36 protein-coding genes and 1 tRNA gene are annotated in these 26,211 nt (G+C 56.6%); 36 read left to right on the top strand and 1 reads right to left on the bottom strand.

Annotated features, from left to right (window positions below; translation table 11 throughout):
• Window positions 1–31 precede the first annotated feature (31 nt).
• From ACQZ51_RS20890 to ACQZ51_RS20875, 4 genes are read left to right on the top strand one after another with little or no spacing between them, the layout of a single operon-like run.
• The gene (locus tag ACQZ51_RS20890; RefSeq protein WP_448780195.1) at window positions 32–355 is read left to right on the top strand and encodes a hypothetical protein; all 324 of its coding nucleotides are present in this window, start codon (window positions 32–34) and stop codon (window positions 353–355) included.
• A complete protein-coding gene (locus ACQZ51_RS20885; protein ID WP_448780193.1) occupies window positions 352–579 on the top strand; it encodes a hypothetical protein in 228 nt (75 codons plus the stop codon). Before ACQZ51_RS20890 ends, ACQZ51_RS20885 begins: the two co-directional genes overlap by 4 nt.
• On the top strand, window positions 576–794 hold the full coding sequence (locus ACQZ51_RS20880) for a hypothetical protein (RefSeq protein ID WP_448780191.1): 219 nt from the start codon (window positions 576–578) through the stop codon (window positions 792–794). The genes ACQZ51_RS20885 and ACQZ51_RS20880 overlap by 4 nt, the downstream gene beginning before the upstream one ends.
• A gap of 3 nt (window positions 795–797) precedes the next feature.
• A complete protein-coding gene (locus tag ACQZ51_RS20875) occupies window positions 798–2,735 on the top strand; it encodes an AAA family ATPase (RefSeq protein ID WP_448780189.1) in 1,938 nt (645 codons plus the stop codon).
• 13 nt (window positions 2,736–2,748) lie between these two features.
• On the opposite strand, the gene ACQZ51_RS20870 is transcribed toward ACQZ51_RS20875, so the two are convergent.
• Window positions 2,749–3,864 carry a hypothetical protein gene (locus ACQZ51_RS20870; RefSeq protein WP_448780187.1) on the bottom strand — a complete coding sequence of 372 codons (1,116 nt, stop codon included), beginning with the start codon at window positions 3,862–3,864 and terminating at the stop codon, window positions 2,749–2,751.
• 185 nt (window positions 3,865–4,049) lie between these two features.
• Between ACQZ51_RS20870 and ACQZ51_RS20865 the strand changes: the two genes are divergently transcribed.
• The 32 genes from ACQZ51_RS20865 (at window position 4,050) to ACQZ51_RS20710 (ending at window position 26,199) form a co-directional block, all read left to right on the top strand.
• Window positions 4,050–4,541, top strand: coding sequence for a hypothetical protein (locus ACQZ51_RS20865; RefSeq protein WP_448780185.1), 492 nt, complete (start codon window positions 4,050–4,052; stop codon window positions 4,539–4,541).
• A 34-nt stretch (window positions 4,542–4,575) separates the two neighbouring features.
• A complete protein-coding gene (locus ACQZ51_RS20860; RefSeq protein ID WP_448780184.1) occupies window positions 4,576–5,154 on the top strand; it encodes a hypothetical protein in 579 nt (192 codons plus the stop codon).
• A gap of 99 nt (window positions 5,155–5,253) precedes the next feature.
• Window positions 5,254–6,246 (top strand): ribonucleotide-diphosphate reductase subunit beta, encoded by a 993-nt coding sequence (locus tag ACQZ51_RS20855; RefSeq protein ID WP_448780182.1) that lies wholly within the window; start codon window positions 5,254–5,256, stop codon window positions 6,244–6,246.
• A 13-nt stretch (window positions 6,247–6,259) separates the two neighbouring features.
• Window positions 6,260–7,942 (top strand): hypothetical protein, encoded by a 1,683-nt coding sequence (locus ACQZ51_RS20850; RefSeq protein WP_448780179.1) that lies wholly within the window; start codon window positions 6,260–6,262, stop codon window positions 7,940–7,942.
• A 1-nt stretch (window position 7,943) separates the two neighbouring features.
• Window positions 7,944–8,162 (top strand): glutaredoxin domain-containing protein, encoded by a 219-nt coding sequence (locus tag ACQZ51_RS20845; RefSeq protein WP_448780177.1) that lies wholly within the window; start codon window positions 7,944–7,946, stop codon window positions 8,160–8,162.
• A gap of 86 nt (window positions 8,163–8,248) precedes the next feature.
• Entirely contained in the window at window positions 8,249–9,115 is an 867-nt protein-coding gene (locus ACQZ51_RS20840) for a hypothetical protein (protein WP_448780175.1), read from the top strand.
• Complete coding sequence (locus tag ACQZ51_RS20835; protein WP_448780174.1) at window positions 9,112–9,363, top strand: hypothetical protein; 252 nt, start codon at window positions 9,112–9,114, stop codon at window positions 9,361–9,363. Before ACQZ51_RS20840 ends, ACQZ51_RS20835 begins: the two co-directional genes overlap by 4 nt.
• Window positions 9,356–9,541 (top strand): hypothetical protein, encoded by a 186-nt coding sequence (locus ACQZ51_RS20830; protein WP_448780173.1) that lies wholly within the window; start codon window positions 9,356–9,358, stop codon window positions 9,539–9,541. The genes ACQZ51_RS20835 and ACQZ51_RS20830 overlap by 8 nt, the downstream gene beginning before the upstream one ends.
• Window positions 9,542–9,553: 12 nt before the next feature.
• A complete protein-coding gene (gene dut / locus ACQZ51_RS20825; protein ID WP_448780171.1) occupies window positions 9,554–10,048 on the top strand; it encodes a dUTP diphosphatase in 495 nt (164 codons plus the stop codon).
• Window positions 10,048–10,668, top strand: a complete 621-nt coding sequence (locus ACQZ51_RS20820; protein WP_448780169.1) for an AAA family ATPase — start codon at window positions 10,048–10,050, stop codon at window positions 10,666–10,668. Before dut ends, ACQZ51_RS20820 begins: the two co-directional genes overlap by 1 nt.
• 184 nt (window positions 10,669–10,852) lie before the next feature.
• The gene (locus tag ACQZ51_RS20815; RefSeq protein ID WP_448780168.1) at window positions 10,853–11,212 is read left to right on the top strand and encodes a hypothetical protein; all 360 of its coding nucleotides are present in this window, start codon (window positions 10,853–10,855) and stop codon (window positions 11,210–11,212) included.
• Between the two features lie 1,129 nt (window positions 11,213–12,341).
• Window positions 12,342–12,411 (top strand) — tRNA-OTHER (locus ACQZ51_RS20810).
• A gap of 88 nt (window positions 12,412–12,499) precedes the next feature.
• Window positions 12,500–13,342, top strand: a complete 843-nt coding sequence (locus tag ACQZ51_RS20805) for a hypothetical protein (protein ID WP_448780166.1) — start codon at window positions 12,500–12,502, stop codon at window positions 13,340–13,342.
• 11 nt (window positions 13,343–13,353) lie between these two features.
• Window positions 13,354–13,587, top strand: coding sequence for a hypothetical protein (locus tag ACQZ51_RS20800; protein ID WP_448780164.1), 234 nt, complete (start codon window positions 13,354–13,356; stop codon window positions 13,585–13,587).
• 11 nt (window positions 13,588–13,598) lie between these two features.
• On the top strand, window positions 13,599–14,255 hold the full coding sequence (locus tag ACQZ51_RS20795; protein WP_448780162.1) for a hypothetical protein: 657 nt from the start codon (window positions 13,599–13,601) through the stop codon (window positions 14,253–14,255).
• Between the two features lie 30 nt (window positions 14,256–14,285).
• Entirely contained in the window at window positions 14,286–14,531 is a 246-nt protein-coding gene (locus tag ACQZ51_RS20790) for a hypothetical protein (RefSeq protein ID WP_448780160.1), read from the top strand.
• Window positions 14,497–14,802: a hypothetical protein gene (locus ACQZ51_RS20785; RefSeq protein ID WP_448780159.1), complete on the top strand. Its 306-nt coding sequence runs from the start codon at window positions 14,497–14,499 to the stop codon at window positions 14,800–14,802. Before ACQZ51_RS20790 ends, ACQZ51_RS20785 begins: the two co-directional genes overlap by 35 nt.
• The gene (locus ACQZ51_RS20780; RefSeq protein ID WP_448780158.1) at window positions 14,802–15,419 is read left to right on the top strand and encodes a hypothetical protein; all 618 of its coding nucleotides are present in this window, start codon (window positions 14,802–14,804) and stop codon (window positions 15,417–15,419) included. The genes ACQZ51_RS20785 and ACQZ51_RS20780 overlap by 1 nt, the downstream gene beginning before the upstream one ends.
• On the top strand, window positions 15,416–15,982 hold the full coding sequence (locus tag ACQZ51_RS20775; RefSeq protein ID WP_448780157.1) for a 3'-5' exonuclease: 567 nt from the start codon (window positions 15,416–15,418) through the stop codon (window positions 15,980–15,982). Before ACQZ51_RS20780 ends, ACQZ51_RS20775 begins: the two co-directional genes overlap by 4 nt.
• Window positions 15,983–16,068: 86 nt before the next feature.
• On the top strand, window positions 16,069–16,866 hold the full coding sequence (locus tag ACQZ51_RS20770) for a hypothetical protein (protein ID WP_448780155.1): 798 nt from the start codon (window positions 16,069–16,071) through the stop codon (window positions 16,864–16,866).
• 123 nt (window positions 16,867–16,989) lie between these two features.
• A complete protein-coding gene (locus ACQZ51_RS20765) occupies window positions 16,990–17,496 on the top strand; it encodes a hypothetical protein (RefSeq protein WP_448780154.1) in 507 nt (168 codons plus the stop codon).
• A 24-nt stretch (window positions 17,497–17,520) separates the two neighbouring features.
• Complete coding sequence (locus ACQZ51_RS20760) at window positions 17,521–18,126, top strand: hypothetical protein (RefSeq protein ID WP_448780153.1); 606 nt, start codon at window positions 17,521–17,523, stop codon at window positions 18,124–18,126.
• 74 nt (window positions 18,127–18,200) lie between these two features.
• Complete coding sequence (locus tag ACQZ51_RS20755; RefSeq protein ID WP_448780151.1) at window positions 18,201–18,587, top strand: hypothetical protein; 387 nt, start codon at window positions 18,201–18,203, stop codon at window positions 18,585–18,587.
• Window positions 18,580–18,855, top strand: coding sequence for a DUF7352 domain-containing protein (locus ACQZ51_RS20750; protein WP_448780149.1), 276 nt, complete (start codon window positions 18,580–18,582; stop codon window positions 18,853–18,855). The genes ACQZ51_RS20755 and ACQZ51_RS20750 overlap by 8 nt, the downstream gene beginning before the upstream one ends.
• Before the next feature lie 11 nt (window positions 18,856–18,866).
• On the top strand, window positions 18,867–19,376 hold the full coding sequence (locus ACQZ51_RS20745; protein WP_448780148.1) for a hypothetical protein: 510 nt from the start codon (window positions 18,867–18,869) through the stop codon (window positions 19,374–19,376).
• On the top strand, window positions 19,376–20,836 hold the full coding sequence (locus ACQZ51_RS20740) for an RtcB family protein (protein ID WP_448780146.1): 1,461 nt from the start codon (window positions 19,376–19,378) through the stop codon (window positions 20,834–20,836). The genes ACQZ51_RS20745 and ACQZ51_RS20740 overlap by 1 nt, the downstream gene beginning before the upstream one ends.
• A gap of 64 nt (window positions 20,837–20,900) precedes the next feature.
• Window positions 20,901–22,508 (top strand): hypothetical protein, encoded by a 1,608-nt coding sequence (locus ACQZ51_RS20735; protein WP_448780144.1) that lies wholly within the window; start codon window positions 20,901–20,903, stop codon window positions 22,506–22,508.
• Window positions 22,509–22,630: 122 nt separating this feature from the next.
• Window positions 22,631–23,062: a hypothetical protein gene (locus ACQZ51_RS20730; RefSeq protein WP_448780143.1), complete on the top strand. Its 432-nt coding sequence runs from the start codon at window positions 22,631–22,633 to the stop codon at window positions 23,060–23,062.
• Between the two features lie 84 nt (window positions 23,063–23,146).
• Window positions 23,147–23,365 carry a hypothetical protein gene (locus ACQZ51_RS20725; protein WP_448780141.1) on the top strand — a complete coding sequence of 73 codons (219 nt, stop codon included), beginning with the start codon at window positions 23,147–23,149 and terminating at the stop codon, window positions 23,363–23,365.
• Window positions 23,365–24,408, top strand: coding sequence for an adenylyltransferase/cytidyltransferase family protein (locus ACQZ51_RS20720; protein WP_448780139.1), 1,044 nt, complete (start codon window positions 23,365–23,367; stop codon window positions 24,406–24,408). The genes ACQZ51_RS20725 and ACQZ51_RS20720 overlap by 1 nt, the downstream gene beginning before the upstream one ends.
• Window positions 24,408–25,853 (top strand): nicotinate phosphoribosyltransferase, encoded by a 1,446-nt coding sequence (locus ACQZ51_RS20715; RefSeq protein ID WP_448780137.1) that lies wholly within the window; start codon window positions 24,408–24,410, stop codon window positions 25,851–25,853. Before ACQZ51_RS20720 ends, ACQZ51_RS20715 begins: the two co-directional genes overlap by 1 nt.
• Before the next feature lie 103 nt (window positions 25,854–25,956).
• Complete coding sequence (locus ACQZ51_RS20710) at window positions 25,957–26,199, top strand: hypothetical protein (RefSeq protein ID WP_448780136.1); 243 nt, start codon at window positions 25,957–25,959, stop codon at window positions 26,197–26,199.
• Window positions 26,200–26,211: the final 12 nt, after the last annotated feature.

Here is a 26,211-nt window from a genome sequence, read left to right as displayed (position 1 = left end):
AAGTGACTGAAATTATACAGGAAAAGACATCATGCAGCTTGTGACAGTCCGCTTCACAACCAAGAACGTTGTTAGTCAGTTTGACGCACACGGCGTCAAAACTGGCGAATACGAGACCGAGATCCAGCAGTGCATCACTGGTATCCCGAAGTCCACGGCTGATGGCTACAGGAAGTTCGGGAACTGGTCGATCGAACCATACCACGTCGATCCGGATCTGAAGCTGGGCGGTCGCGGTATAAAGAAGGGCGATGTCAAGATCGTCATGTCCTCACGCCGCGCTGGGAAGTCTTTCGTCTCCAAGGTCACAGCCGCAGCTGCCACTGGAGACCTCGCCGCAGCGCTCAACACATGACGAAGGATTGGCGCAAGCGCGACGAACGCCGTCGCGAGGAAGAAGAGAGGCGTGAGCGTGAAAACCAGGCGATCGCTGACGAAATCGCCCGCAAGGACGAAGCCTCGCTCGATTACATCATCGAATACGAAACGAACGACATGGAGGGTGTTCGCTACGTCCTTCAGCGTCTTGCGCGGGCGCAACAGCTCCAGCTCGACCTCATCAAAAGGAATATGAAGTGACGGCATCGCATCCGACATTCGCATCTGGTCATTGCTTTATGGTGGAGACCCTCAACAAACCGGAAGTCGAGTTCCTTGGTGAGCTGCTGCACCGCAGACTTGCCTGTATGCGCGCCACTGTCCCGGCGCGCGTCGAGCCTTCCGAATATAGAATTGAAGTCAAGCGCATCAATGCCATCCTGAAGAAGATGGATCACCCGCTTTTTGAGGAATAAACAATGAAGTTCCCCGAACTCGTCATCCATAACTTTCTGGCGATCACCGATGCCACCATTGACCTCGCCGATCGCGGCCTGGTCGCCATCATGGGTGAAAATCACGCTGACACCTCGGCGCTGTCGAACGGCACCGGCAAGTCGTCGGTCGCGGATGCGCTGTGCTGGTGCTGGTTCGGCGTCACTGCACGCGGTGAGACCGGCGACGACATCATCAACAACCTGACCGGCAAAGACTGCTACGTGCGCTCCACGGTCATCGATGGCCCAATCACCTACGTCGCGACCCGCCATCGCAAGCACAAGGTCTTCAAGAACTCCTTGCAGATCGTCATGACCGACGGCACTACCGAAACGGATCTCACGAAGGGCACTGACAAGCTGACCCAGGAGGTCGCAAACCAGATCATCGGTTGTTCGCTCGACGTGTTCGCAGGCTCGATCTACGCCGGCCAGGAGAAGATGCCTGACCTTCCGGCGATGACCGACAAGGGTCTCAAGATGCTGATCGAGGAAGCAGCCGGAACAACGGTTCTGGAAGCTGCCTACAAGAAGGCACGCGAAGATGCGGCCGCTGTTCACGCCAAGATGTTGGCAATCTCCGCAGAGCGTGACCGTGCATCCCACACGATCGACCTGATGAAGGGTCATCTGGATGGCGTTGAAACCCAGATCATTGGCTGGGACGAAAACCGCGACGTTCGGCGTGAAGATATCAAGACCCAGATCAGCGTCATGATCCCGGCGCTCAAGCGGTTGCAGGAAGACATCGCCGTCTTCGACATTCCCGCCCTGGATGCGTCCATCAAGGAATGCGACGACAAGGTCGCCGCTGTCACGTCGGAACAGGCCGAGCTGCGCAAATACGATCTCGCCGTCGCCGAAGCGCGAGGTATGGTCAACACTGCAATCCACAAGTTCACGCTCGTTTCCAAGGAACACTCGATCATCGAGGCGGAGATCAGCCGGATCAGTCACAAGATCGGCTGCCCTTGCAGTGAGTGCGGCCGACCTATGACAGAAGCAGAGCTTGGCGCTGCCCGAGCGAGTGCCGAAAGCCGGCTTGAGTTCAAGGCCGAGGAGTTGATTGGCGTGAAGACAGAACACGATAGCGCCGTTGACGCACAGGCGCGCGCTGAGAGCGTTCGGGACGTTTTCGCTGCGTCGATGACTGACATCAGCGCGGTCGCAGCCCAGCGCGCTGAATACGTCTCTATGCGTTCAGCCGTGAACGCTCTTGTCGCACGTCAGGCGTCTGTCACAACGCAGGCAAAGGCGTTGCGTGATCGAATGGTTGCGCTGACGGCCGAGGTCAATCCGTATCACGCACAGAAGGAAAAGCTCGAGGCGGATATCACGGCGGCCGAGGATAAGCTGATTGAGATCGAACAGCGCTACCTGGAAGCTGAAACCGATTACGCCGTCGAAGCGGAGGTCGTGAAGGTGTTCTCGCCTGCTGGTGTGCGCGCCCATATCCTCGACGAGGTGACACCGTTCCTCAATGAGCAGACGGCGAAGTATCTCACGACGCTCTCCGATGGGAATATGGAAGCCACCTGGTCAACGCTCACCCCGGACAGCAAGGGCGTGCTGAAGGAGAAGTTCACCATCGACGTGACGCACGCCAAGGGCGGCGGCAAGTTCGGTCTGATCTCCGGCGGCGAGAAGCGCAAGGCGCGCATTGCGACAGCCCTCGCCCTTCAGGATCTGGTGTCCACCCGTGCGTCAAAGCCGATCGAACTCTTCATCGGTGACGAAATTGACGATGCCTTGGACGCCGCCGGTCTGGAGCGCCTCATGATCGTGCTCGAGGACAAGGCGCGCGAACGCGGTTCCGTATTCATCATCAGCCACAATGAGCTGCGCGATCACATTCGCCAGGTCATCAATATCGAGAAGATGGAAGACATGACCACCCGGATTTCGGAGACAAGTTCATAGTCATAAAGTTTGACTAGAAAACCCTGTGCCAATCTCCTTCCTCGGAAACCAACTTGAGATCAGGAACCATACAAGCAAAGAGTTCTAGGGCGTGGGACTTCAGGCAAGCCAGGAATAGCCCCTGAAAGGTCGCTATCGCGGCTGGAAGATTCTGAGATACCGCACCAACCACAATGCCAGCGATTGCAGCGTCTTGTAGGCAGTGTTCGAGAATGTTGACGATTCCGTCTTGGTCTGCCGAGTAGATTAGGGTGGCGTATAGGACGGGATAGGTCTCCTTAGAATACGGAACATCGAGGCAAACCCGCGTCTTGAAGCAGTCGTTCTCTTCCCAATGGCATTCATTCTCTTTCTTTAGTTCAACCAAAGATGGAATTGGTAAGCGAATGATGCGTCTATTGATAGTTCTGAGTGCTTCACACCCCTGGCCCTGCAAGCGTTCTCGATCCTGTGCCAAGGCATTGTCAACCGCCTGTTGTGGATCTTCTCCCGGCCTGATTGGAAGAACGTTTTTGTTGGGAGGTATATTAGGGGAGTCAATCCAGTCCTCGCCGACGTAGACGAGGGAGAATTGCTCCGTTTGCGTATACATTTTGGTGATCTGCTCGTCTTGAGCGAGGTCTAATATTGGCGGCCCCATCAGAACCAGTTCGTATCGGAATATCAGCTCGAAGTCCTTCTCGCTTATTCCATTTACACTAGCGTGCTTCGTGATGAACTCCTCAATCGAGCCATCAGACGAGGGATTAAATGAACCGAAGGCGCTGGAGATCAACGCTGCCTTACTTGGCTCCAGCGCTTCCAAAATAAGTAAGGTTGCAATGTATCTGATAACCAACGAAAATTTCACTGTAACAGTCGTGCTAACCTTGCCGATATAGATTGACCGAGGCTTCCCGTTGTAAATTCCGTTTTCGTAAATATTGTAATTACGCTGCAAAAACAAATACGCACTGACTGATGTGTTGCTTACACCTGGCGGAGTTGGCCTGTCGCCGCTATGTTTGAGCTTCTTTTTGACTAGATAATCAATATCAATTGGAGACTGGTAAGAAGGCATCCCAGATTTCAGGAAATCTTTTACTTCTGGGCTAGAAAGCTCTACGTGAATGCTACGGTCAACTGCCATTATCTTCACTCCGTTGCCTAGTGTTTCTATTACGTAATTAAATACAATGTAGAGTCAACTGCTAGCTGTAACCGCGAGGTAGAAATGATTTAAGATAGCTTCTAGACCGCGCAAAAATTGCGCAATCCCAGCGTCATTTGCGCTATAAAGTAAGTAAGCACTTATTTATCGAAAGGATTATCGAAATGGCTAAGGGAAAGCGTCCTGTCGTATCGACCGTCTCCGCTGAAACGAAGGAATTTATCGAGCAGTGCGGCAAGGAAATCATTGCCAAGCTGGGCGACCAGTTCTTCGAGGTCGATGGAACGCCGACTGCGACGGTGAAATATGCTGACGGTCAGTTCAAGAAGAAGCCGCTCATTGCCGGCTGGAACTTCAAGCTGGAATACTGCTACGTCGGCCAGCGCGGAAAGCTGATCTTCGGCCTGTCGCCGGAAGATAGCCAGGAATACGAGTTCATCGAAATGGATCCGAAGGAGCTGGACTACACGTTTCCGCTTGTCGGCCCTGCGGTGGCTCCCTTGTTCAATCTGGAAGGCGAGAAGCTGACCGAGATCCTTGAAGCCGTGATCGCCCAGAAGACCAGCGACGAAGTCAAGGCCAAGGAAATCGAGAAGATTGAGGCCGAGAAGGCTGTGCTCTCCTACGAGGAAAACGAAGAGTTTGGCATCTTTTGATGTCGAACAAACCTCATTCAGATAGGAGGCTCATATGAGCAAGATCCTGATCGCGGGCCTTGATGGCTCGCTGCGCAACTTCGGCGTTGCGACCGCCTGGCTTGATCTCCAGACCCTTGATCTCGAGATCAAGGAACTCACCATCATCAAGACCGCTAACGAAAAGGGTAAGCAGGTTCGCGTGTCGTCGGACTACATGCGCCGCGCTTTGGATATCCGGACTGGTGTCCACGCTGCACTCAAGGGCGTCACGACGGCATTCTACGAAGTCCCGTCAGGCGGCCAGGATTACAAGTCGGTCATGGGTTTTGGCATCGTCATCGGCACATATGCCGGCATCCCTGTTCCTGGCTCCGAAGTCTCGCCTGGTGAGACGAAGATCGCCGCAGTGGGCACACGCACGGCGTCGAAGGAAGAAATGATCGCCTGGGCTTTCGAAAAGTATCCTGACGCTCCGTGGCGCACCCGCAAGTTCAAGGGTGAGATCGTCCCGACCGCGGATAACGAGCACATCGCTGATGCGGTGGCAATCATGGAAGCTGGAATCAAGACGCCATCATTCCAGCAGACGCTGGCAATTCTTCGGTCACATACACTGGCGAGAGCCGCATAATTATTTGTCAAGTCTAGTAAGTAAACACTTACTTACATATAGTGTGAGCCCGCACCTTCTTTGCGGGTTTGCTCACCTCCAAAATTCACGAGAACCATCATGCTTTTTGAACGCCAGGTCGAGCGATTGCCCGATCACTACCCCTGGGCACAGGACTTCATCGAAGCTATGCAGGAAGGCTTTTGGACCGCCAAGAAGTTCACCTTTGATAGCGACGTAACCGACTTCGACCTTCACCTGCTGCCTTCTGAGCGTGAAGTCATCACCCGTGTTCTGGCTGCCATCGCGCAGATCGAGATCGCGGTGAAGAAGTTCTGGGTCCACCTCGGCGATAACCTCCCTCACCCGTCGATCACTGATCTCGGCATCACGATGGGCTACATCGAGGTCATCCATAACAACGCCTATGAAAAGCTGCTCAAGAAGCTGCGCCTGATCGACGTGTTCAAGGAGAACATGAAGGTTCCGGCTCTCGCTAACCGGGTCGCCTATCTGAATAAGCACAACGAAAAGGTCTATGGCGACGACCGCAAGCAGTATGTCTACAGCCTGATCCTGTTCACGCTGTTTGTTGAGAATGTCAGCCTTTTCAGCCAGTTCTTCGTCATCCTGTGGTTCAACCGGTTCGATAATCGGTTCAAGGATGCAGCTCAGCAGGTCAAGTATACCCGCAACGAGGAGCTGCTCCACGCCCAGGCTGGCATCCGCATCATCAACACGCTCCGGAAGGAATATCCGGAACTGTTTGACGCCGAGCTTGAAGCCAAGATCGTGGAAGAGACCCGAGAGGCGTTCCTAGCCGAGTGCGCCATGATCGACTGGATGATCGGTGATCTCTCCAAGGTTGGGCATGATGAGCGCGGCCAGGAGTGCCACCTCAACAAGCACACCCTCAAGGCATATCTCGCTGACCGTTTCAACGAGAGCCTGATTGCCATCGGCTACGAGCGCCAGTTCGTCGCGCCGAAGGATCTCCTCGCCCAGACCTTCTGGATGACCGAGGGGCTCTATGCTCCGTCCAAGGTCGATTTCTTCCACGGCGAACCTACCGAATACGCGCAGGCTGACCAGTCTGACGAAGACGACTTCTAAGAAAGGAAATTACATGCGTCCCGATTATGCGCACCTCAATACGGTGTCGCTGAAGACCCTCTCGCGCGGGTATCTCGGCGAGGGGATTGCCCCTGAAAATCTCAAGGGTGAAGCCATCAATCGTTCCGAGGCGATGGTTGATGAAGCTGAACGCCGCCTCGGCTTCAAGCTCCCGATGGTTCGCCACGGTATGCGCCGCGGCTGGGTTTCGCCCGCCTCCCCGGTCTGGTCGAACTTCGGCGTGGGCCGTGGTCTGCCGATCTCTTGCAACGGCTCCTACATGGCCGACGACATGGACTCCATCCTCTTCAAGAATGCCGAGATTGGCATGATGACGAAGGAAGGCGCTGGCACGTCGCTGTTCATGGGAGAACTCCGTGGCTTTGGCTCCGATATTAGCGGCGGTGGTCACTCTGAAGGCCCGACCCACTTTGCGCGTCTGCCGCAGGAGCAGGTTACGGTTGTCTCGCAGTCAAACGTCCGTCGCGGTAACTGCGCGGTCTGGCTGCCGATCGAACATGCCGACGCCGATCGTTGGATGGAAATTCGTTCGATCTCCGGCGGCGTTCATCACCCGATCCAGCATCTGTCCTTTGGTGTCACCATTACCGACGCCTGGATGAATGAAATGCTTGCGGAGCCGAAGGGTGGCCCGAAGCGCAAGATGATGGCGAAGATCCGCAACAAGCGCCGCGAAACCGGCTTCCCCTACATCATGTTCACGGACAACGCGAACAATGCACGGCCGGAAATTCTCAAGCGCCTCAACCTGCTGATCTACGCATCAAACCTCTGCACCGAGATCATGCTGCCGTCCTCACCGACGGAAAGCTTCGTCTGTGATCTGTCCTCCGTCAACCTGCTCTATTACCATGAGTGGAAGGGCACGACCTTCGTCCGCGAAATGATCTACTTCCTTGACGCGATCATGTCGGAATACATCGAGAAGACTGAAGGCAAGCGGCTGCTTGCGGATGCGCATCGCTTCGCTGTTCGGTGGCGTGCGCTGGGTCTGGGCACTCTTGGTTGGCACTCGTTCCTTCAGTCTCGCATGATCGCAATCGAGAGCCAGGTGGCGCGCGATTACAACATCGAGATCCACAAGTATGTCGCAGAAGAGTCCCACGCCGCATCCCGCGAGCTGGCTAACCTCTTCGGCGAACCTGAAGGTCTGGTTGGGACGGGCTATCGCAACCTCACGGTCAATGCGATTGCACCGACCACGTCGTCCTCGATCATCTGCGGTCAGGTTTCACAGTCTCGCGAGCCCTGGACAGCCAATATCTTCGAAAACGACAATGCCAAGGGTGTCTTCACCCAGCGTAACGTCCATCTCGAGGAGCTGCTGGAGAACAAGGGTCACAATACCCAGGAAGTCTGGCTCTCGATCCTGCAGAACGCTGGCTCGGTTCAGCATCTGGATATCCTGACGACGCACGAAAAGAACGTCTTCAAGACCTTCGTGGAAATCGACCAGGCTGAACTCATCCGGCAGACCGCTGACTGCCAGAAGCATGTTGACCAGGGCATCAGTCACAACATCATCCTTCCTCCGGAAGCGACGATGAAGGAGGACATCGACCTGATCGTGCTTGCGTGGCAGCTGGGCATGAAGTCGCTCTACTACCGCAAGGGTCTCAATAAGGCACAGGAACTCGCTCGTGCGAACGCCTCGTGCGCAGCGTGCGAGGCATAACATGGCGTATCTGATCATGACCAAGCCGGGTTGCAATTACTGCACCCGCGCCAAGGCTTTGCTCAAGAGCAACCAGCTGACCTTTTCGGAGTCGCACTATGACACGCCGGAGAAGCAGGAGAAGTTCAAGGCCGCAGGTTGGACTTCCTACCCGCAAATCTTCCATGAAGGCGTGCTGGTGGGCGGTTACGACGATCTGGTCGAATACCTGGACTTTTAGTCGATAACAATCGCGAGCATCCCAGCGATGCTCGCGTTATAAAGTAAGTAAGCACTTATTTACACTCAAGTTTAGAAAGACGTTCAATGGCTGGTAAGGAAGAAATGTTCGTCAAGGTGATCCGGGCTTCGAAGTCCGCACTTGGCGGCTCCACCCTGTTCACCGTTCACGCCCGCTACCCACGCATCTTCCATTCGGAACTGATGACGCACCGGGATTTCTCGCGTAACGCCGGTTCCTCACGCGCGAAGCCGATCGCCAAGGTGATCGCCGAAGTGTGGAACAAGCCGTTCATTCCTTGGCATTGGGGTGCCAATCAGAAGGGGATGCAGGCTGGTGCGCCGATCACTGGCTGGAAGCTCAAGGTCGCCCGTGGCGTCTGGGTTGGAATGTCAAAGGTCGCGTGTGTTGCGGCCTATGCGCTCGACAAGCTCGGCTTCCACAAGCAGATCCCGAACCGTCTGCTCGAGCCGTTCACCTACATCGACGTGCTGATCTCCTCAACCAAGTGGGATAATTTCCTCTGGCTGCGTGATCACAAGGATGCTGAGCCGCACTTCCAGGATTTGGCTGCTATGTTCCGCGTGGCACTCGAAGACGCTCTGCCGGAGATCCTCGAGCCTGGTCAGTGGCACCTGCCCTACGTCGCCTGGGAAGAACGCCGACTGATCCTCGATGTCCAGCAGAAGCTGTCCGTCGCCCGCTGCGCCCGCATCAGCTACACGCCGTTCGATGGTGATCCTTCGATCGAGAAGGAATTGCAGCGTTACAACCTGTTGGTCGGATCGTCGCCGCTCCACGCCTCGCCGGCTGAGCATCAGGCAACGCCTGACACCTTCTCTACACGCAACGAGTTCCAGTTCGCGAATGAGGAGCTATCCGGCAATTTCGACGCTGGTTGGATCCAGTATCGCAAGACGCTCAAGGGCGAAGTTGTGAGGAAGGCAGCATGAAGAAGCTTCTTCTGATCGCGGCGCTGGCCGCCTCCCTCACCTCTTGCGGTGTCGATCCTGGCTCTGCCAGGCGCGCACTGGAGGCGCAGGGTATCACCAACGTCACCATCGGTGGCTACGCCTGGTTCGGTTGCTCCAAGGGCGACAACATGCGCTCCAGGTTCGTCGGTATCGGCGCTAACGGCAAGGTAGTCAGTGGCGTTGTCTGTGGCGGCTGGATGAAGGGCACCACGGTTCGCTATGACTGACATGGTGCTCACCTACGAAATGGAAGAGACCGGCGATGGCTGGTTCTTCCGTCAGGATGAGGCCTTGCCTTGGCAGGGTCCGTTCCCGACCCAAGAGGCGGCCAATGCAGCCGCCCTCAAGTTCATCGAATCCCTTCTGACCTACCACGCCGGCGAAATGCTCGGCCTGTCCAATTGAGGAGCCACAATTATGGGCGCATCTATTCCTGCACACGTCATTTCCGTCCCTGTTAAGCGCCTGAGCGAACACGCCAAGCTTCCGAGCTACGGCTCCGCTGAAGCCGCCGGTATGGACCTCTACGTCGATCTGTCCGGCATGAAGGGTTTTACCCCTGAAATTGAGGGGGGAAACGTCGAGTTCACGCTTTACGCCGGTCAGCGGGCGCTCCTTCAGACCAATGTGGCCGTTGAGCTGCCGACAGGAACCTTTGGCGACATTCGCGGCCGCTCCGGTCTTGCCAACAAGAATGGCATCGCGGTTCTGGGCGGTATTATCGACAGTGACTATCGCGGCCCGTTGGGTGTGATCTTGCTCAACACCGGTTCCGAGAACATCAAGTTCAAGCACCATGACCGGATTGCGCAGATGATCGTCACGCCGCACAACACCGCGCACCTGGTCGAGGTTGAAGAACTGTCCGGCAGCGAACGCGGCACCGGCGCTCTGGGCTCAACGGGTCGCTAATGCTCTACGGCATCGCAGGATCATCTGGCACTGGCAAGACCACTCTTGCCAAGGCCGTCGCCGAGTCCCTGGGGATCACGTATATCCCCACCTCCATCACTGAGAGCGCCAACAGGCACGGGTTTAACCCGGTTGGCTTTCTCTCCATTCAGGATCGGCTTAAGATGCAGTGGCACCTTCTTCAGGACCACATTGAGCTGATTACGGCTACGCCTGGCCCTTGCATCACAGATCGCACGCCTATCGACTTCATTGGCTACATGCTCTGCGAACTGGATATGCAGTCGCATATGCGCATTTCGGCCAAGGATATTCAGGAGATCGAGTCCTACAAGGATCGGTGCCTGAAGGACGTGGTCAGATTCTACGACCATATCTTTGTGGCGACCCAGCTCGATGATTATGAGGTTGCAAACACGCGGCCGGCAGACAATCGGGCTTACCAGTCCCACAGTCAGCTGGTCATGGAAGGTGCAATCTACTCACTCACCGGCCAGGTGAACTTCTCTGTCATGCGGCCGCAGGATCGTGATGTTCGTGAAACTCATGTCCACGACACAATCGTCAAGCGGCTCGATGCGATCTGCACACTCAGGAAGTCCGCAGCGCATATCCATTGAGATTTCGCTCACTACCTGACGCATCCCAGCACAGAAGTCGCTATAAAGAAATAGTTAGTAAGTAAGCACATATAGCAGAACACGAGGCGGTGATGAAGATTAGTTTCGGACACTTCATGATCGCCTCGGCCTATCTCTTCGTTCTCGCGCTGTGCTTCATCCAATTTTGAAACCGGAGAAGTTCATGACTGCAACTGATAAGCCCACCGACCCAACTCTCCGCTCGCTCCGTATTGAGCGGACCAATGCGCAAGCTGCCCGTGACGAGGCCGATCGCCTGCGCGTGAAGACTGCCAAGCTGGCGCAGCTGGTGAGCCTTGAGATTGAACTCGACAAGCTTCTCGAGCGCCTGGAGGCCGCAGAGCGCGCCAAGAAGGATCTGGTGGCGATCTCCACCGACGAGACGATTACGTCTGAGCAGCTGGACGTTGTGACGAAGAACGTCACGGACGCGCTCTACGGCAAGGATGGTCCTGTCTCGATCGGTATTCTTGTTGCTGCACCTGCACCATTCGCACAGCCGCCGGCACGCTTCGCCGCATAACACGAATGGCCGGTGCTTCGGACACCGGTCAAGGCAACCACTGCTTCCGAAAGGTGTAAGTCAGGGTAATAGGTTCACGTAGTGGGCCGGCTGCCGCTAGAGGCACCCCAGGGTCGCGCCCAGGGCGACGAGTGAAATCGTGACAAGCAGGGAGAGACCTGCACAAAGTTCAACTGTCGAATCTTCCTTTTCGAAGGAGAAGCGAGTTTTGCCGAGGTGAGTTCGACTAGCCGAAGCCGAGGGATCGCCCTCGTAATGTATAGACCAAACGCGGGCCAGAGACTGGCGATTAAACAGCGTGACTGCGGTGAGAGTGCCGCAAACGTCCCGCCGCTCGAAGGCAATAGGATGAACTGTCCGGACGGTTCGCCTGGCGCAAGGGAAGGCCACAGAGAGCAGTGACCAAGGTAGTGCGCAACGCCAAGGTCCAAGAGGTTCGACTCCTCGGCGGGGCATCAAATTCAAATGTTTAGCCAGCCTCCGGCAAGTTGGAGACTAACGCAGAGTGGGGTGCTGGATCCCTTACTCATCGCCCCAAGTCAGCACGGGCATCGCAGTCGCAAGGTTGAGCGTCGAGCAGCTGATGGAAGAACAACCGATATTCGCTCGATGAGCGTCCGAGGGTGGTCCGGTTCAATTCCGGCTCGCTGACCGAGATCTGGTGAGTAATTAGGGTTCAAGTCCCTACCTGCCCGGCGAATGCTGCGGGGTCACTGTCGCAATGGGTGCGAGGTCTGACGGTTCGGAAAGACGAACTATGGAGTGGCGATACCGTAAGGGTTCGTCCGGCACAGGCTGAGATCGATGCTCTCGGCGCTCCTGGGATTTCGCCCGAATGGGCAACACAGGTTGAGGTAGCTCAGTGCAGAAAGCGAGTAGCCGGCGACGGCTGGCGGAAGCGAGTATGCGGTGATGCAAGGCAAGACAGGCTGGCACCGGTTAAACAGCATGTCCGAAACTGCATTAGGCAAGAGCGTCGTCCTGCTTGGGACGAAGGTCGAACGTTAGAGTCGTTCCCTCGACACCAAATTCGCCCAAACGGGCAACGAGGTGGACAGACGTAGCCGAAGACCAACCGCATACTAAAATGGGTGACGGTGGAGAGGAGCAACTCCGGTTAAACGCTCACGGACTGGTAGCTTAGTGGATAGAGCGCTCGCTTTCCAGCGAGGACGCCGGTTCGAATCCGGCCCAGACCCCTCTCTTTTACGCACATCACCTGCGCAATCCCACGCGATACTGCGCTATAAAGTAAGTAAACATTTATTTATACTCGGAGGTCAGAAAATGGCAAAGCGTCGCTTGAAAAACACAGACAAGGTCGAGCTGTTCGGCCTGGCTATTAGCAAGTTCGTTGATAAAAAGCTGCGATCGGCTGAAGACAAGGCCGGCAAGGCGTTCGCCAAGTCGCTTGTTGCGGACTGGAAGAAGTCGATCAGCCCTGTGGTTCCCTATCTTCAGGCGATGGGTGTCAATTCCACCGTCAAGACCGTCGAGCTTCCCGAACTGGTGCCAGTCATGGCTACCGGCCAGGAGTTCACGCGCCCGGACGGCGTTCAGGTTAAGCGTGACGACAAGATGGTCGCCATGTCTGCTCCGCTGGCGCGCACCATGAACAAGAACGAAGAGACCATGCGGGCATTCGTGAATGGTGGCGAGGATCGCCCTTACCTGAAGGTCAGCTCCTGGAGTTCGCGACACGCCCGATCCCTGATCAGTTCGCTGGAGCTTCCGGAGTCGATCTTCCTGAGCACCAACACCTTGAAGCTGGAATACACCCGCGAGAAGAACAAGGATCCAGAACCATTCGTGTTCCAGGTGAACGGCAAGGTCGCAACCTGGATCTCTCAGAAGACGCTGGATCTTCTGGTGCCTTTCTTCGAAGCGGGTAAGGCCCGCGCGGATGCTGAAAACATTCTGTGGCGCTCGATCGGCAGGTTGATCTGGACCTCCATCAGTTTCGAAGACCTTCTCCACTACTGGCCCGAGGCCAAGATGCTCGAGGCCGACCTATTCCCACCCAAGAGCCTCGGTGCGCTTGTGCCTGTCTCTGCCGCAGAACAGGAAGCTCTCTGCCGAAACATGAGCAGTCGCGGTGTTGAAGCGCCAATCTGCGCCATCGCTGCCTGATGTCTTCGGGCATGGTTCTCCGGATTGGGCAAAGAGTCCGCTGGACCGCCGCCCAGACCTGGCGAGAGGGAATTATCACCGCAATCGTTCCGGCAGGCATCGTTCCAGATGGGCCTGCCGGCTCCACCAAGCCTCGTGACCACGTCAGCTATGTGGTCACAGCACAGAAACTCAATTCCCGCGCACAGCGGCACGGTGGCGCCAGTGAATACTGGCCGAAGATCGAGCTTCTCCGCTGCGTTTGAAAGGACACACAATGATCGAACTTGACGCACAGGGCCGGAAGGCAAATCGCGGCCAGTATATGCACAGCTCCAACGGCCGGAAGATTTTCCCGTTCGACCCGCGCGCCGAAGAGATCGACATCGAGGTCGTGGCGCATCACCTGGCAACCAACAACCGCTGGAACGGCGCAACGCAGCACAAGCGGTTCAAGAGCCGCATCAGCTACTCCGTCGCCGAGCACTCCGTCTATTGCTCCCGCTACATTCGTGACGTGTTGAAGCGCCCGGATCTCGAGCTGGAGGCGCTGCTGCATGACGGCCCTGAATATGTCACCGGCGACATGATCCGGCCTCTCAAGCACGATCCTCGCATCCATCCGGTCTACAAGCCGATCGAGGACAATTGGGAAAAGGCATTCGCTGATAAGTGGAACCTGATCTTCCCGCTGCCCAAGGAAGTAAAGCTTGCTGACGAGGCCGTCTGCGCAGCTGAAGCCGCCCAGATCGTTCCGAAGGATGATCGTGAAGAATGGCAGTCCGGTAAGATGCACAGCGATGTGAATGTCGCACCATACGAAATCATGATGCTCGACGCCTACACCGCCAAGGAATTCTTCCTGATGGAGTATGAAGACGCCGTGCGCCGCCGTGAGCGTTTCCGCGCACTCCCACGTAACTTTGCGCAATAAAGTAAGTAAATGTTTACTTAGGAAGGCGCGATGTTTGACACAAATAATTGGCCGAGCCTCGGTGAGGAGCTCGGTCGAAAGATTACCGAGGTGCTCGAAAAGCGCCTCACCCAATACGAGGAGGGAAAGCTGTCGTTTCGGGAAATCTACCTGATCGTCAGCGACCTCTATGACACCACAAGCGGCCTGGCGCCTTCGGATATCACGAACATGCTGGCCGACGTTCACCAAGGATTAAGACTTGAGCAACAGCGAAAAGAGCGAACCGGCACCTAGCTTCTACCTGACGTGCGACGAGTGCGGTCACAATGTAGACTTTGCCTGCGACATGACACGCGACCACATCGGCTACCCCTGCCCGCGCTGTGCGGCCGATATGCTGACCGAAGAGGACTTTCTCGTCGGTGTGCAGCTTATGGCGATGAACAAGACCCTGATCGCTTTGGGTCTGGCACGCCAGGGTCATCGTGGCGAGGCACCTGGCGAAGGTGAGGAAATGGTCCGCGTTCATCACCACGCTGGCAAGACCACCATCGAGAAGCTTTGATGGCTAGGCCCTTCCCCAAGGACAAGTGGATCATGGCGGCTCTTCGGAACCGCTACCTCATTCCAAATGAGGACGGCACCATTCAGCGCGCCAACAAGGCTGATCCACGGACAGGTATTGTTGATACCGCCCGTGGCTACAAGCAGGTCTCGGTCCAGGTCCACAAGAAGACGGGTCGCGTCTATTTCAACATGACGTTCATGGGCTTCACCAAGTCCGTCCTCGTCAACCGGGTGATTGCGCTGGCCTTCCTGCCTAATCCGAACGACCTGCCGCAGGTGAACCACATCGATGGCGACAAGGAGCACAACTACCTACGCCAGCCGACCAAGGAGCTGCGCGTCAAGTGGGGCGAATACCAGCTCGAATGGTCATCCGGCTCCGACAACGAGAAGCACGCCCACCGCACTGGCCTGAAGTCCGGCCGCGGGTCTGCCAATTCGAATGCCAAGGTCTCTGTGGCTGACGTTCATGCGATCCGTGCAGCGGCTGATCCCGTGCGCGCATCTAATCCGGAGCTATTTCCCGCCTTGGTCAAGTCGATGGTCGAACAGTATGGCGTCAGTCGCTCCACCATCATCAATATCGTAACGCGCGCCACATGGAGCCACGTATGACCTACTTTCCTGTCGTCGCCGGTATCGACCTTGAAACTACCGGCCTCCTCTCGTCGGATCACCGCATCATTGAAGCCTACGTTGGCCTCTGGAAGCGTTCGACGCGCATTTGGCAGTATGACCAGCGGATTGACCCGCAGCGCTCTATCGCCGCCGATGCGCAGCGTGTGCATAAGATCTCCTCGGCTGATCTGATTGGAAAGCCGACCTGGGAAATGGTTGGTCCGACCATCCACTCGGTCCTTCAGCGTGCCGACTATTATGTTTGGCACAATGGCGACGAGTTCGACGGCCCATTCTTGGCGCAGGAATTCAAGCGCATTGGCCTGGAGCTTCCGGACAAGCCGTCGATCGACACGATGCAGGATGGCGTATGGGCCACTCCAGACGGCAAGAAGCCGCGCCTCAGTGAACTCGCATTCGCTTGTGGTGTCGAATATGACCCCGAAAAGGGCCACGCCGCCTTCTACGACGTGGAAGTCATGATGGACTGCTACTTCAAGGGCCTCGAGTGGGGCTTCTACACCGCGCCTGAAATGGCAGGGATCGCTCTCGCAGCGTAATTATCCTGCCGCTCTCCAAGTGTTGCTGCGCTATAACTTAAACATAGACAAAACAAACAGTTAGCGCAGCAGCAAAGGAGCTTCTCATGCCCGTAATGAACAATGTAGCGAACGCAATGCCCGCAGATGACCTCGCAGCCCTGGATGCTGCACTGGCAGACTTTGACCTCGATGGCGACGATGACGCGATCATTGAACCGGATATGTCCGTCGAAAGTGAAGAGCTGGGTGAGCTGACGCTCGCCGATGTCCACGAACTCGCTGCGACTGAGATCGCCGACGAAGACACCCTCGCCGACCTCGACCTCAAGCTTGAAATGCAGGAAGGTTATCAGGACCAGGCGACCACTGGTTCGCTGGAAGATCTGACCAACACAGCGCCAGCCGCCGTGAAGCCTACCAAGGCAGCGAAGGCACCAAAAGCACCCAAGGCGCCGAAGGCAGCCGGTGTCACCCGCACACCACGCGACATCAACGCCGTCACCCCTGAATTCTTCGTCACCTCTGGTGACGTGAGTGTCATGTCGGAAGAAGAACTCGCCGATGCCAAGACACACACCATGTCGCTCAAGCCGACCCAGGTGAAGGTCGCAGAGAAGTTCGAAAACCTCTTCACCGCTCTGTCGGTCAACAAGGCACCCTCGAAGTTCACCATGATCGCATTCGACGCCCTCCAGAAGGGCACTCTGACCTCGACCGAACTCGTCGGTGCCTACAAGGCTTCCGGTCTCGGTGAAGGCACTGCGCGCAGCCAGGCCGGTCAGATGATGAACCTCTTCGCAGCCGTCCGCATCGCTGACCGCAGCGGACAGACACTTGCTTTGCGCGATGACAGCCTCATCGCCCAGCGTATTCGCAACCTCCCGGCCGCTGCTGCCGCTTAACAGCCGAGAGATTGCGAAGCGGGTGGTGGATCCCACGTCTGCCACCCGCTCACTATTTAGCGCATCCCATTTCGTTTGCGCTATAAAGTAAGTAAGCATTTATTTACAAACGGAGACTACAGCATGACCGCCATCAATACCGCCGTTGCAGGCAGCCTCGCCAGCATCCTTGCTATCAACGAAAATATCACCAAGCTTCAGGAGGAGGCAAAGGCCGCTCGCGAAGCCGCGCTTGAGCCCTTCCTGGCGGCGCTTGCCGAATCCGGCGAAGTCTCGTTGATCGTGGTCTATGGCTCCACGCCTGGCTTCAATGATGGCGAGCCCTGCACGCATTCATATGACTACTTCGTCAACGTCGAACAGGCGCGGGACGAAGACTGCTTCGATCGTGGGTTCGATCTTGACGACCTCGAGGAATTGCTCACCGACGAAGACGGCTGCATCACGGAGGAATCTACGAAGGCCGCCGGTCATGTTTACGGAGCGCCGTCGAAGGAAATTAAGACCGCCATCGGTCAGCTCATTGTTGAAACCGTCGATGAGGAAGAAGGCACAGACTATTACGTCACCTATGTCCTCAAGGACGGAAAGTTCGAGAAGAATTCCGGCGAATACGACTGCGGCTACTAATTCCTTGACGGCTGGAGAATTGACATGACCAAGATGACCTTCAACAGCCGTCCACCGATCGTTACCAATCTCAGGTTCACCCCTGAGATTGGCGACTGGCCGGTCGATGATTGGAAATATGCCGACGTGCAACACGTCTACCCGCGCACCAGTGACCTGGTTCGTAAAATTATCGACGCCACGCCGATATCCGCTGAATTCAGGCGCGTCCTGATCGATGTAAAGGTTCAGGATCTGACGCCGGATATCTATTCTTGCATTCCTGGATGGCACATAGACGGTAAGTTTCCCTGCCCAGGCGTAGAGCCTGACCGCCACCACCTCTTCGTTATGAACGGCCCACTGACGGAGTTCATTGCAGAGCCGGTTGATATCGATGTCCGCTACGTGGCTAAGGGAAACAAAGGCGCCGTGCTACCAGACATGGCTGCTATCCTTCGGCAGATCCCTAGCGACGTGAAGGTTGCGACCTGCGCCGAGAATGCCATCACCACCTTTACCAGCTACGATTTCCATCGCGGCGTAATGGCTAAAGAGCCTACGCGCCGGCTGCTGGTCCGTCTGACCGAAACCAACACGGTGATCGCCTACAATAAGCCGAAGGCACCAAGCCAGGGCGCTCGCAAGTAGCGCTCATCACCTTCTGCATTCCACAAACGAGTGCGTTATAAAGTAAATAAGCACTTATTTACACGAGGCATCAGATGTCTAAGAAATGGGCAGTTACAAAGGGCCATGATGCCCTCATCTATTATGAAAAAGTCTTCACGGCTGAAACGGCCGAGGAGGCGAACCAGCTGGCCGACGCCGACAAGTATGGCGAAGGGTGGCACTCCATTCAGGAGACCGCCGAATACGACCACTGCGATATTATCAAGGAGCGGACGGAAGAGTTCGTTCCTGAAGATGAGCCTACCACCCTCACTCTGCTCCCGGCTGAACGCGATGTCATCATCGCTGCTCTTCGCCATTGGCAGGCAGCAGAAGACAGCGTGCCGGAAGCTCTGATTGGTCTCGCCACCAATGGTCGTGAAGATCATCTGACCGATAGCGAGATCGACACCCTCATCGAAGGGAAGATCAATGTCTAGGCGCGTCCTGAAATACACCCACGCTGTCGCCGACCGCTTCACGCTGGACATTCCGCACTGTTCAAAACTGATCCATGTTGACCGTGATACCCGGCATCCGGACGACCTGGCCTTCTGGTTTGAGGTTGACGATCGCGAGTTCCCAACCACGCCTCGCCCTTATTTCGTCGTCGGCACTGGTGCGTTTCTTCCCAATGAAGCCACCAACCATCTTGCCTCGATCAAGATGGGCTACTTCATCTGGCACGTCTACGAAGGTGCTGTCTGATGTGGATCCAGATGAACGACCGACAGGCAGCGATTGTCAAAGCCCTCCTCGGTCAGCAGATCGCGCAGGCCAACCTTGGCGGTGCCACTCTTACGACCGTCGCGGATGAAGTCTCGCTCCTCGATAATATCCGCAATGCGTCAACCGATGACGACCCTCACCGCAATTACCTGAAAGGCAAGGCCGATGACGAAATGGAAGTGGATGACGATGCTGTTGTCTCGCCTGGTAGTGATGCCGGTGCCTTCGTCCATGCCTGGATATGGGTCACGAATGAGCAGGCAGGCATCTTCGTCTGTGACGAGTGTGATGGAGAATTTACCCTCGACCGGCGTGGAAGCCCTGAATGCGATGTCTGTGACGAGTGCTTCGCCAAGGAAGACGACGAAGACGGCTGTAGCGAGTGCGGCGAATCCCTAGACGACGCCGGCGATGGTTGGGACGGCATGTGCCCAAGCTGTGCCGACAACGCTGCGGCGAAAGACACTTACCCTGAAAACTGGACGAAGGACGACGGCTAATGAACAATATCTCTGGAAAAACCCTCGGCTCGTGGGGGCTGGACTCCGGCGCTTGGTTTAAGGACGCCATCCCGGTCGCCAACGAAATGCGCGCGGAAGGTAAGTCCGACAAGGAGATCATCGCACACCTGTTCGTCATGCGCGCCAGGTTCGCGGTCGATGAGGGCCACATGCTGCGCACCAACAATATCCCGTTCAATCAGTTCCTCGATACCCTGTCGATGACTGATCCGATTGAGCAGGCGAACGCCGCCTCAGTTATCGCTCATATGGACGCACTGATGCGCGTTCCGACGATCAAGCACGGCGCGATTATGCCTGACGCCTGCCCTTCCGGCTCACAGATGGGCACCATCCCCGTCGGCGGTGTCGTAGCGTGTGAAGATGCCATTCACCCCGGCTTCCACTCAGCGGACGTGTGCTGCTCGATGGCGATCTCCGTCTTCAAGCGCGGTGAAAGCGTCGGCAAGATCCTCGATGCCGCGATGAAGGCTTCACACTTTGGCCCTGGCGGCCGCAAGGATGCAGGGTCACTCCCGCCTCATCCGGAGCTGGCGCGCCTAGTGGCAGGTTTCGAGGACAACTCCTTCCTGAAGGGCCTCGAGAATTACGCCTTTGACCACTTCATGACCCAGGGGGACGGCAACCACTTCTTCTACGTGGGTGAGCTGGAATCGACTGGACAGACCGTTATCGTCACGCACCACGGCTCACGCGGTCTCGGCGGCAACCTCTACAAGCGCGGCAAGGCTGCTGCGGAACGCCACACGCGCATCGTCGCGCCGCGGATCCCGCTGCACAATGCCTGGATGAAGGCTGACAGCGACCAGGGCCGTGAATACTGGCAGGCGCTCCAGGCTGTTCGCCTCTGGACGAAGATGAACCACTTCGCAATCCACCGTGAGGTTGCCTCCATCATCGGCAACAAGATCGACGGCCAGTTCTGGAATGAGCACAATTTCGTCTTCCAGAAGTCCGACGGACTGTTCTATCACGCCAAGGGCGCGACGCCGTCCTTCCCTGGCTTTGCCAAGGACGATCAGGGCCTCACGCTGATCCCGATGAACATGGCCCAGCCGATCCTGATTGCCGGTCACGCCAACAACGCAGCAGCACTCGGCTTTGCACCGCATGGTGCAGGGCGCAATCAGTCTCGCACCGCACACATCAAGACCTTGATGGAAGAATTTGGCGACACCCGCGGTCTCGGCCCTAATGCCAAGGCGACGATCCTCGAGCGCGAGACAAAGGGTCTCGATATCCGCTTCTACACTGGTGACGCCGACGTGTCGGAGCTTCCGAGCGCCTACAAGAACGCAGATGAGGTGCAGCGTCAGATCGACCTCTACCAGCTGGCCCGCATTCAGGATCGCATCCTGCCGCGTGGCTCGATCATGGCCGGTGAAATGCCCTGGCACAAGGCCAAGAAGCCCAAGAAGGAAGTTGCGCCCGCAGCGTAGCTCCCTCCCGCATCCCAATCAAACCTGAACGATAGTCAATCTATCGACAACGAGAGACATTCACATGACCGCTGTTTCCGGCGTGAGTTCGCACGTCCACAATCACGACGATCCATCCTTCCTCCCGTTCGGCGATGCCGTGCGCCACACCTTTGCCAAGGCGACCATTGCCGGCGATCCTTTGTTCACGACCGACGTGGACGCCGACGAATTGTGGGAAGCCTACCTCTCCGGCTACACGACGCCGCATGACCGCCAGCTCCATAACTGCAATTGCTGCAAGTCCTTCATCAAGCGCTACGGCGCACTGGTGACGATCGAGGGCAATGGTGCCATCCGTGAAGTCATGTGGGACGTGGTCGGCACACCAGCGTATTTCGCACCGTCCGTCGCCAATATGGTGGCGCTCATTCGCAAGGCGAACGTCAACGGCGTCTTCGTCTCGGCCGATAAGGTCTGGGGCAATGCCAAGACGGGTGATTGGAACCACTTTGCTGTCACACCGCCCGCATCCATTCTGCATAAGAACCGCGCCCTTGAGCCGCATCAGGTGATGGCACAGAAGAAGCAGGACTTCGGAACGCTGTCGCACGGCCTGGCTGATTACCCACGCGAGGTCGTAGCCTCTGCGCTGGGTCTGATTCAGGCTGAGGCGCTGTTCCGCTCCGAAAAGGTGCTTGGCCCTGCCGCGTTCCTGCTTGCTCTCCACGACGCTTATACGGGCAAGGATCGCAAGCGCCGCGCCAACTATATCTGGAAGGCTGTCGCGACCGCACCTGTTGGTTTCGCAACGCCGCGCTCTGGTGTGATCGGCACACTGTTGGACGACCTGAAGGAAGGTCTGCCGGTCGAAGACGTGCGCCGCAAGTTTGCCGACAAGCTCGACCCGCTCAAGTATCAGCGCCCGCAGACGGAAGCGTCCGACGGTAACATCGCCCAGGCTGAAAAGCTGGTGGAGAAGATGGGTATCGCGCCTTCGCTCGAGCGCCGCTTTGCGCGCTTTGAAGAAGTCACGACCGTCTGGACACCGACGCCGGACATTCCTGTTGCCCGTGGTGGCGTATTCGGCTCTCTCAAGGGGTCTAAGACACCTGCATCTGGCGGCATTGCCATCCCGGTTCAGAACATCACCTGGGAGAAGTTTGCCCGCACCGTGCTGGCTGGTGCCAAGTCAATGAAGGTGCAGCTTAACGTCGCGCGTCAGCCTTTCGCCGCACTTGTCACGGCGGTCAATGCAGATGCGCCGCCGATCTTTCAGTGGGACTACGAAGAAGCGCGCAATCCGTTCTCCTGGTATGTCTATAACGGCGGCTCCCTTCCGCGTGACTGGAACCTTGCACCCGGATGGGTCGATGTCACCGGCATCACGCTGAAGCCTTCGATGTGGGGCGGCGAGGATAAGCATCGCAATCAGGGCAATGGTGCGTTGTTCCTTCTCAAGGGCGCAGTCGATCAGCGCCAGTCTGGCCTTGCTCTCTTCCCGGAATGCCTGAAGGCCGAGCTCCACCCGATCCGCAAGACCATCGAGAACTTCTCCAGGCGTGGAATGCTCGCGGGCCGCGAAGAAGCGTCTGCCTGCGGTCTGCTCTTCGGTCGGGAAGGCAACACCGCCATCGTTCGTGTCACGACCGAGCACGGCACTGCCGACTATCGCATCGATCGTTGGGACTAATTTATTAGGACGAATCATTTAACGGCTAGGTTGATCTTAATCTAGCCGTTATACACCCCTGCCGCATTCCAACATTGAACGTGCGATAAGTAATTATCGAAACAAAACATAGAGTTAAAGAAATGAAAATTAAGACAATCGTTCTCATCGCCGCAGTGCTCACATGTGCAGCACCAGTAGCAAATGCAGCCCCAGACGCCGTCCCGATGGCGCGTCCTTCTGGTGATGGTCTTGCGGATATGCACTGTAAGTCCAATGGCTTCGGCGGAAAGAAGTGCGTCAACCGTGGTGAATACCAGGCAATGAAGCGCGCCTTCGCTGACAAGATCCTGCCGAAGCTGAAGCGCGACGGTTATCCTGACCGTATCACGGTCAACAAGGCGTCGGAATGGGATACCGTTAAGAGCGGCTGGTATGTCCGTCAGGACTGTAATCGCCTGCCGGAGAAGTATCGCTCTTCCGACTCCCGCGTGAACCAGGCAAAGGTCACGTATTGCGCCTACAAGGCGCTGGGCCTCAACATTCCGAAGCCTGAGATCGCGAAGGGCTACTAATGATATCGGGAGCGCTCATCATCTGCGCGCTCCCGCATTTCTTTGCGCTATAAAGTAAGTAAACGTTTATTTACGAGAGGTCACATGAGCGAAGCACAGTCAGTAGTCGTCACCGCGGTTATCAAGAATGCGCGGTTCTTTGATATCGGGCAGAAACAGGTCGTGATGGGTCAGATTTACGACGATGCGCGTGGGCGTTTTCCCGACGGCCACCAGATCAACACGTCCGAGGTGTTGGACGTTAAGGGTGATATTGTCACCACGAAGAACTCCACCTACCGCATTGAACGGCGGGCAGCCTGATGCGGGACTTTCATTACGGCATCTACATCGGCCGCTTTCAGCCACTTCATATCGGCCACGAGCAGATTATCCGCGGTGCGCTCGAAAAGGTCGAGACGCTGATCCTCATCGTCGGCTCAAGTCACATCGCTCGCAACCCACACAACCCGTTCTCCTATGAAGAGCGCGCCGAAATGCTGCGCTCAGTCTTCAGCCACGAGATCGCCACCGGCCGGATCATTCTGACGCCGCTCTACGATTATGAGCACGACTATGATTGGGCCGCCAATCTCAAGAAGGGCGTCAATGAGGCCATCCTCGAGCACGCCAACAAGGGCGGCGTCCGTCTGCACGGCTTGAATGATTTCAAGATCGCACTCGCCGGCTTCGGTAAGGACTCCTCGTCCTATTATCTGAAGATGTTCCCGGATTGGGCATCGATCCAGGTGGACGCGCAGCACGGCACGATCAACGCCTCTGATATCCGCTACGATTACTTCCGGCGGCTCCCACGTATGCCGCATGACGCCGTGTCCGATCGCATCCTTGCCTGGCTCAAGGGCTTCTCACTGAGCGAGCCCTTCAAGGATCTCGTCGCGTGGAAGCACGCACTCCAGCAGGAATGGACCGACTACGGCAAGGGTCCAGCAATGGCGGGCGATGCGCTTATCACCTGGCGCGGCATGATCCTGCTGGTCAAGCGTGGCAAGGCCATCGGCAAGGGTCAGCTCGCTATGCCTGGTGGCATGGTGAACGATGACGAGCGTGTCTATGACGCCTCTATCCGCGAGCTGCGCGAAGAGACCTCATTTTCAGGGATCGACCTGGATGAGTTTTACGCCGGGTGCCTGTTCAATGACCGGCCGAACCGCTCTACCCGCCGTCGCATGTATTCCATGCTCTATCACTTCGCCATTCCCGACGCGATCGAGGTGAAGCAGGTAGTGGCCGGAGACGATGCGGCTGAAGCAGGCTGGTATTTCTTCGAAGCCTTGTCCTCGAGCGATTTCTTCGAGGACCACTACGACATCATCAAGTCCTATCTCATGGGAGAAAACAACTGATGCACAGCATCCTTCTCGCTTCCGACAGCTACAAGCACAGCCACTTCCTTCAGTATCCACCTGGAACGCAGCACATCAGCTCCTACGTCGAAGCCCGCGCCGGGTCTGACAAGGATCAGATCACCATGTTCCTCGGCATCCAGGCGTTCATCCGTCAGTATCTCACTGATCCTATCACGATGACGGATATCGAAGATGCGGCTGAAATCTGCAAGGATCACGGCGTTCCGTTTAACCAGGCGGGCTGGGAGCGAATTGTCACCCACCACGGCGGCTATCTGCCGATCGAGATCCAGGCACTTCCCGAAGGCACTGTCGTTCCGCGCGGCACACCAATGGTTCAGGTTCATAACTCTGACCCAGAACTGCCTTGGTTGACCTCTTTCATCGAGACGGCACTTCTCCGCTCGATCTGGTATCCCTCCTCGGTTGCCACGCTTTCGTTCTTGACCAAGGCGATCATTTATAACGGTCTGCTTCGCACGTCTGACAACCCGGAAGCCGGTTTGCCATTCAAGCTGCATGACTTCGGCGCTCGCGGCGTATCGTCCGGAGAATCGGCTGCATTGGGCGGCCTGGCGCATCTGGTGAACTTCAAGGGCACTGACACCCTCGAGGCCATTCAGGCCGTCTACGCGCTCTATCCGAGCGTCTACGACATGCCTGGTTTCTCGATCCCGGCGTCCGAGCACTCCACGATGACTGCATGGGGTGAAAGGGGCGAAAGTGACGCCTACGCCAATATGATGGACAGGTTCGGCACCGGAATGTTCTCTATCGTGTCGGACAGCTACGACTTGTGGTTCGCACTCCAGACGGTCTTCGGCGGCACGCTGAAGGAGAAGATTGAAAACCTCGAAGGCAAGCTGATCGTGCGCCCAGATAGCGGCGATCCGGTTCAGACGCCACTGCGTGTTCTCCAGGAACTTTGGGATATGTTCGGCGGCACGATCAACGACAAGGGCTTCAAGGTTCTGCACCCCAAGCTCGGCGTTATCCAGGGCGACGGTATGAACGGTCACACAATCGGTCAGCTGGTCTTTGCCTGTATCGAAGCTGGTTTCTCCCTCGACAACATCGCCTTCGGCATGGGTGGCGGTCTGCTGCAGGGGCATATGCGTGATGACATGCGCTTTGCAATGAAGGCGAACGCTATCGACACCGGCAATGGCTGGCAGGACGTGCAGAAGAAGCCTGCGACCGATCCCACCAAGGCATCCAAGGCTGGCCGGGTTGCGGTCATCCAGAATGCCTACGAGGAATACTTCACGGTTCGTGAGGATGAGTTGCACGAAGAAGACACGCCCAATCTCCTCCGCACGGTCTACGCGAACGGCGAAATCTTCCACGAGGAATCCTTCGATCAGGTGCGTGCCCGCGCACATGCCTCGCTACTGCTGTTCCACGACCTCGTGTTCGCTGAGAAGGCCGCAGAAGCAGCCTAATTCGGTTCGCTCACTACCTGCTGCATCCCAGCTCGCTTGTCGTTATAAGTAAATAGTTACTTACGACTACAAGCAAACAATTCTTACAAAAAGAGAGGCAAGCATGAAGCCTTACATCACTGGCGAACGCCGCATCGATGAGCCCGACAGTGGGCAGACCCGGATCGAGACCACCTGGAGCGATGGCTTCATCGGTAATCGCTACGAGCACCTCGAGCCAACCTCGCCTCTCAGCGTCAACGGCACAGCCTACAATGGCAACCGAGGCGCAATAATCGTCGCTACCCTGTTCGGTGGCGCTCTGGTCCTTGCTGTTGGTTTTGAAGCCCTCAAGGCCGCTTTCTAAGGAACTATCCAT

This window comes from Agrobacterium sp. CG674, from assembly GCF_053521645.1.
The sequence above is the reverse complement of the archived record's forward strand: the minus strand, read 5'-3'. Positions and strand labels throughout refer to the sequence as shown.

Excerpts from the sequence above, each read along its gene's own strand:
- ACQZ51_RS20890 (WP_448780195.1), top strand. The coding sequence starts at position 32 with ATGCAGCTTGTGACAGTCCGCTTCACAACCAAGAACGTTGTTAGTCAG.
- ACQZ51_RS20885 (WP_448780193.1), top strand. The coding sequence starts at position 352 with ATGACGAAGGATTGGCGCAAGCGCGACGAACGCCGTCGCGAGGAAGAA.
- ACQZ51_RS20875 (WP_448780189.1), top strand. The coding sequence starts at position 798 with ATGAAGTTCCCCGAACTCGTCATCCATAACTTTCTGGCGATCACCGAT.
- ACQZ51_RS20870 (WP_448780187.1), bottom strand. The coding sequence starts at position 3,864 with ATGGCAGTTGACCGTAGCATTCACGTAGAGCTTTCTAGCCCAGAAGTA.
- ACQZ51_RS20865 (WP_448780185.1), top strand. The coding sequence starts at position 4,050 with ATGGCTAAGGGAAAGCGTCCTGTCGTATCGACCGTCTCCGCTGAAACG.
- ACQZ51_RS20860 (WP_448780184.1), top strand. The coding sequence starts at position 4,576 with ATGAGCAAGATCCTGATCGCGGGCCTTGATGGCTCGCTGCGCAACTTC.
- ACQZ51_RS20855 (WP_448780182.1), top strand. The coding sequence starts at position 5,254 with ATGCTTTTTGAACGCCAGGTCGAGCGATTGCCCGATCACTACCCCTGG.
- ACQZ51_RS20850 (WP_448780179.1), top strand. The coding sequence starts at position 6,260 with ATGCGTCCCGATTATGCGCACCTCAATACGGTGTCGCTGAAGACCCTC.
- ACQZ51_RS20845 (WP_448780177.1), top strand. The coding sequence starts at position 7,944 with ATGGCGTATCTGATCATGACCAAGCCGGGTTGCAATTACTGCACCCGC.
- ACQZ51_RS20840 (WP_448780175.1), top strand. The coding sequence starts at position 8,249 with ATGGCTGGTAAGGAAGAAATGTTCGTCAAGGTGATCCGGGCTTCGAAG.
- ACQZ51_RS20835 (WP_448780174.1), top strand. The coding sequence starts at position 9,112 with ATGAAGAAGCTTCTTCTGATCGCGGCGCTGGCCGCCTCCCTCACCTCT.
- ACQZ51_RS20830 (WP_448780173.1), top strand. The coding sequence starts at position 9,356 with ATGACTGACATGGTGCTCACCTACGAAATGGAAGAGACCGGCGATGGC.
- dut (WP_448780171.1), top strand. The coding sequence starts at position 9,554 with ATGGGCGCATCTATTCCTGCACACGTCATTTCCGTCCCTGTTAAGCGC.
- ACQZ51_RS20820 (WP_448780169.1), top strand. The coding sequence starts at position 10,048 with ATGCTCTACGGCATCGCAGGATCATCTGGCACTGGCAAGACCACTCTT.
- ACQZ51_RS20815 (WP_448780168.1), top strand. The coding sequence starts at position 10,853 with ATGACTGCAACTGATAAGCCCACCGACCCAACTCTCCGCTCGCTCCGT.
- ACQZ51_RS20805 (WP_448780166.1), top strand. The coding sequence starts at position 12,500 with ATGGCAAAGCGTCGCTTGAAAAACACAGACAAGGTCGAGCTGTTCGGC.
- ACQZ51_RS20800 (WP_448780164.1), top strand. The coding sequence starts at position 13,354 with ATGGTTCTCCGGATTGGGCAAAGAGTCCGCTGGACCGCCGCCCAGACC.
- ACQZ51_RS20795 (WP_448780162.1), top strand. The coding sequence starts at position 13,599 with ATGATCGAACTTGACGCACAGGGCCGGAAGGCAAATCGCGGCCAGTAT.
- ACQZ51_RS20790 (WP_448780160.1), top strand. The coding sequence starts at position 14,286 with ATGTTTGACACAAATAATTGGCCGAGCCTCGGTGAGGAGCTCGGTCGA.
- ACQZ51_RS20780 (WP_448780158.1), top strand. The coding sequence starts at position 14,802 with ATGGCTAGGCCCTTCCCCAAGGACAAGTGGATCATGGCGGCTCTTCGG.
- ACQZ51_RS20775 (WP_448780157.1), top strand. The coding sequence starts at position 15,416 with ATGACCTACTTTCCTGTCGTCGCCGGTATCGACCTTGAAACTACCGGC.
- ACQZ51_RS20770 (WP_448780155.1), top strand. The coding sequence starts at position 16,069 with ATGCCCGTAATGAACAATGTAGCGAACGCAATGCCCGCAGATGACCTC.
- ACQZ51_RS20765 (WP_448780154.1), top strand. The coding sequence starts at position 16,990 with ATGACCGCCATCAATACCGCCGTTGCAGGCAGCCTCGCCAGCATCCTT.
- ACQZ51_RS20760 (WP_448780153.1), top strand. The coding sequence starts at position 17,521 with ATGACCAAGATGACCTTCAACAGCCGTCCACCGATCGTTACCAATCTC.
- ACQZ51_RS20755 (WP_448780151.1), top strand. The coding sequence starts at position 18,201 with ATGTCTAAGAAATGGGCAGTTACAAAGGGCCATGATGCCCTCATCTAT.
- ACQZ51_RS20750 (WP_448780149.1), top strand. The coding sequence starts at position 18,580 with ATGTCTAGGCGCGTCCTGAAATACACCCACGCTGTCGCCGACCGCTTC.
- ACQZ51_RS20745 (WP_448780148.1), top strand. The coding sequence starts at position 18,867 with ATGAACGACCGACAGGCAGCGATTGTCAAAGCCCTCCTCGGTCAGCAG.
- ACQZ51_RS20740 (WP_448780146.1), top strand. The coding sequence starts at position 19,376 with ATGAACAATATCTCTGGAAAAACCCTCGGCTCGTGGGGGCTGGACTCC.
- ACQZ51_RS20735 (WP_448780144.1), top strand. The coding sequence starts at position 20,901 with ATGACCGCTGTTTCCGGCGTGAGTTCGCACGTCCACAATCACGACGAT.
- ACQZ51_RS20730 (WP_448780143.1), top strand. The coding sequence starts at position 22,631 with ATGAAAATTAAGACAATCGTTCTCATCGCCGCAGTGCTCACATGTGCA.
- ACQZ51_RS20725 (WP_448780141.1), top strand. The coding sequence starts at position 23,147 with ATGAGCGAAGCACAGTCAGTAGTCGTCACCGCGGTTATCAAGAATGCG.
- ACQZ51_RS20720 (WP_448780139.1), top strand. The coding sequence starts at position 23,365 with ATGCGGGACTTTCATTACGGCATCTACATCGGCCGCTTTCAGCCACTT.
- ACQZ51_RS20715 (WP_448780137.1), top strand. The coding sequence starts at position 24,408 with ATGCACAGCATCCTTCTCGCTTCCGACAGCTACAAGCACAGCCACTTC.
- ACQZ51_RS20710 (WP_448780136.1), top strand. The coding sequence starts at position 25,957 with ATGAAGCCTTACATCACTGGCGAACGCCGCATCGATGAGCCCGACAGT.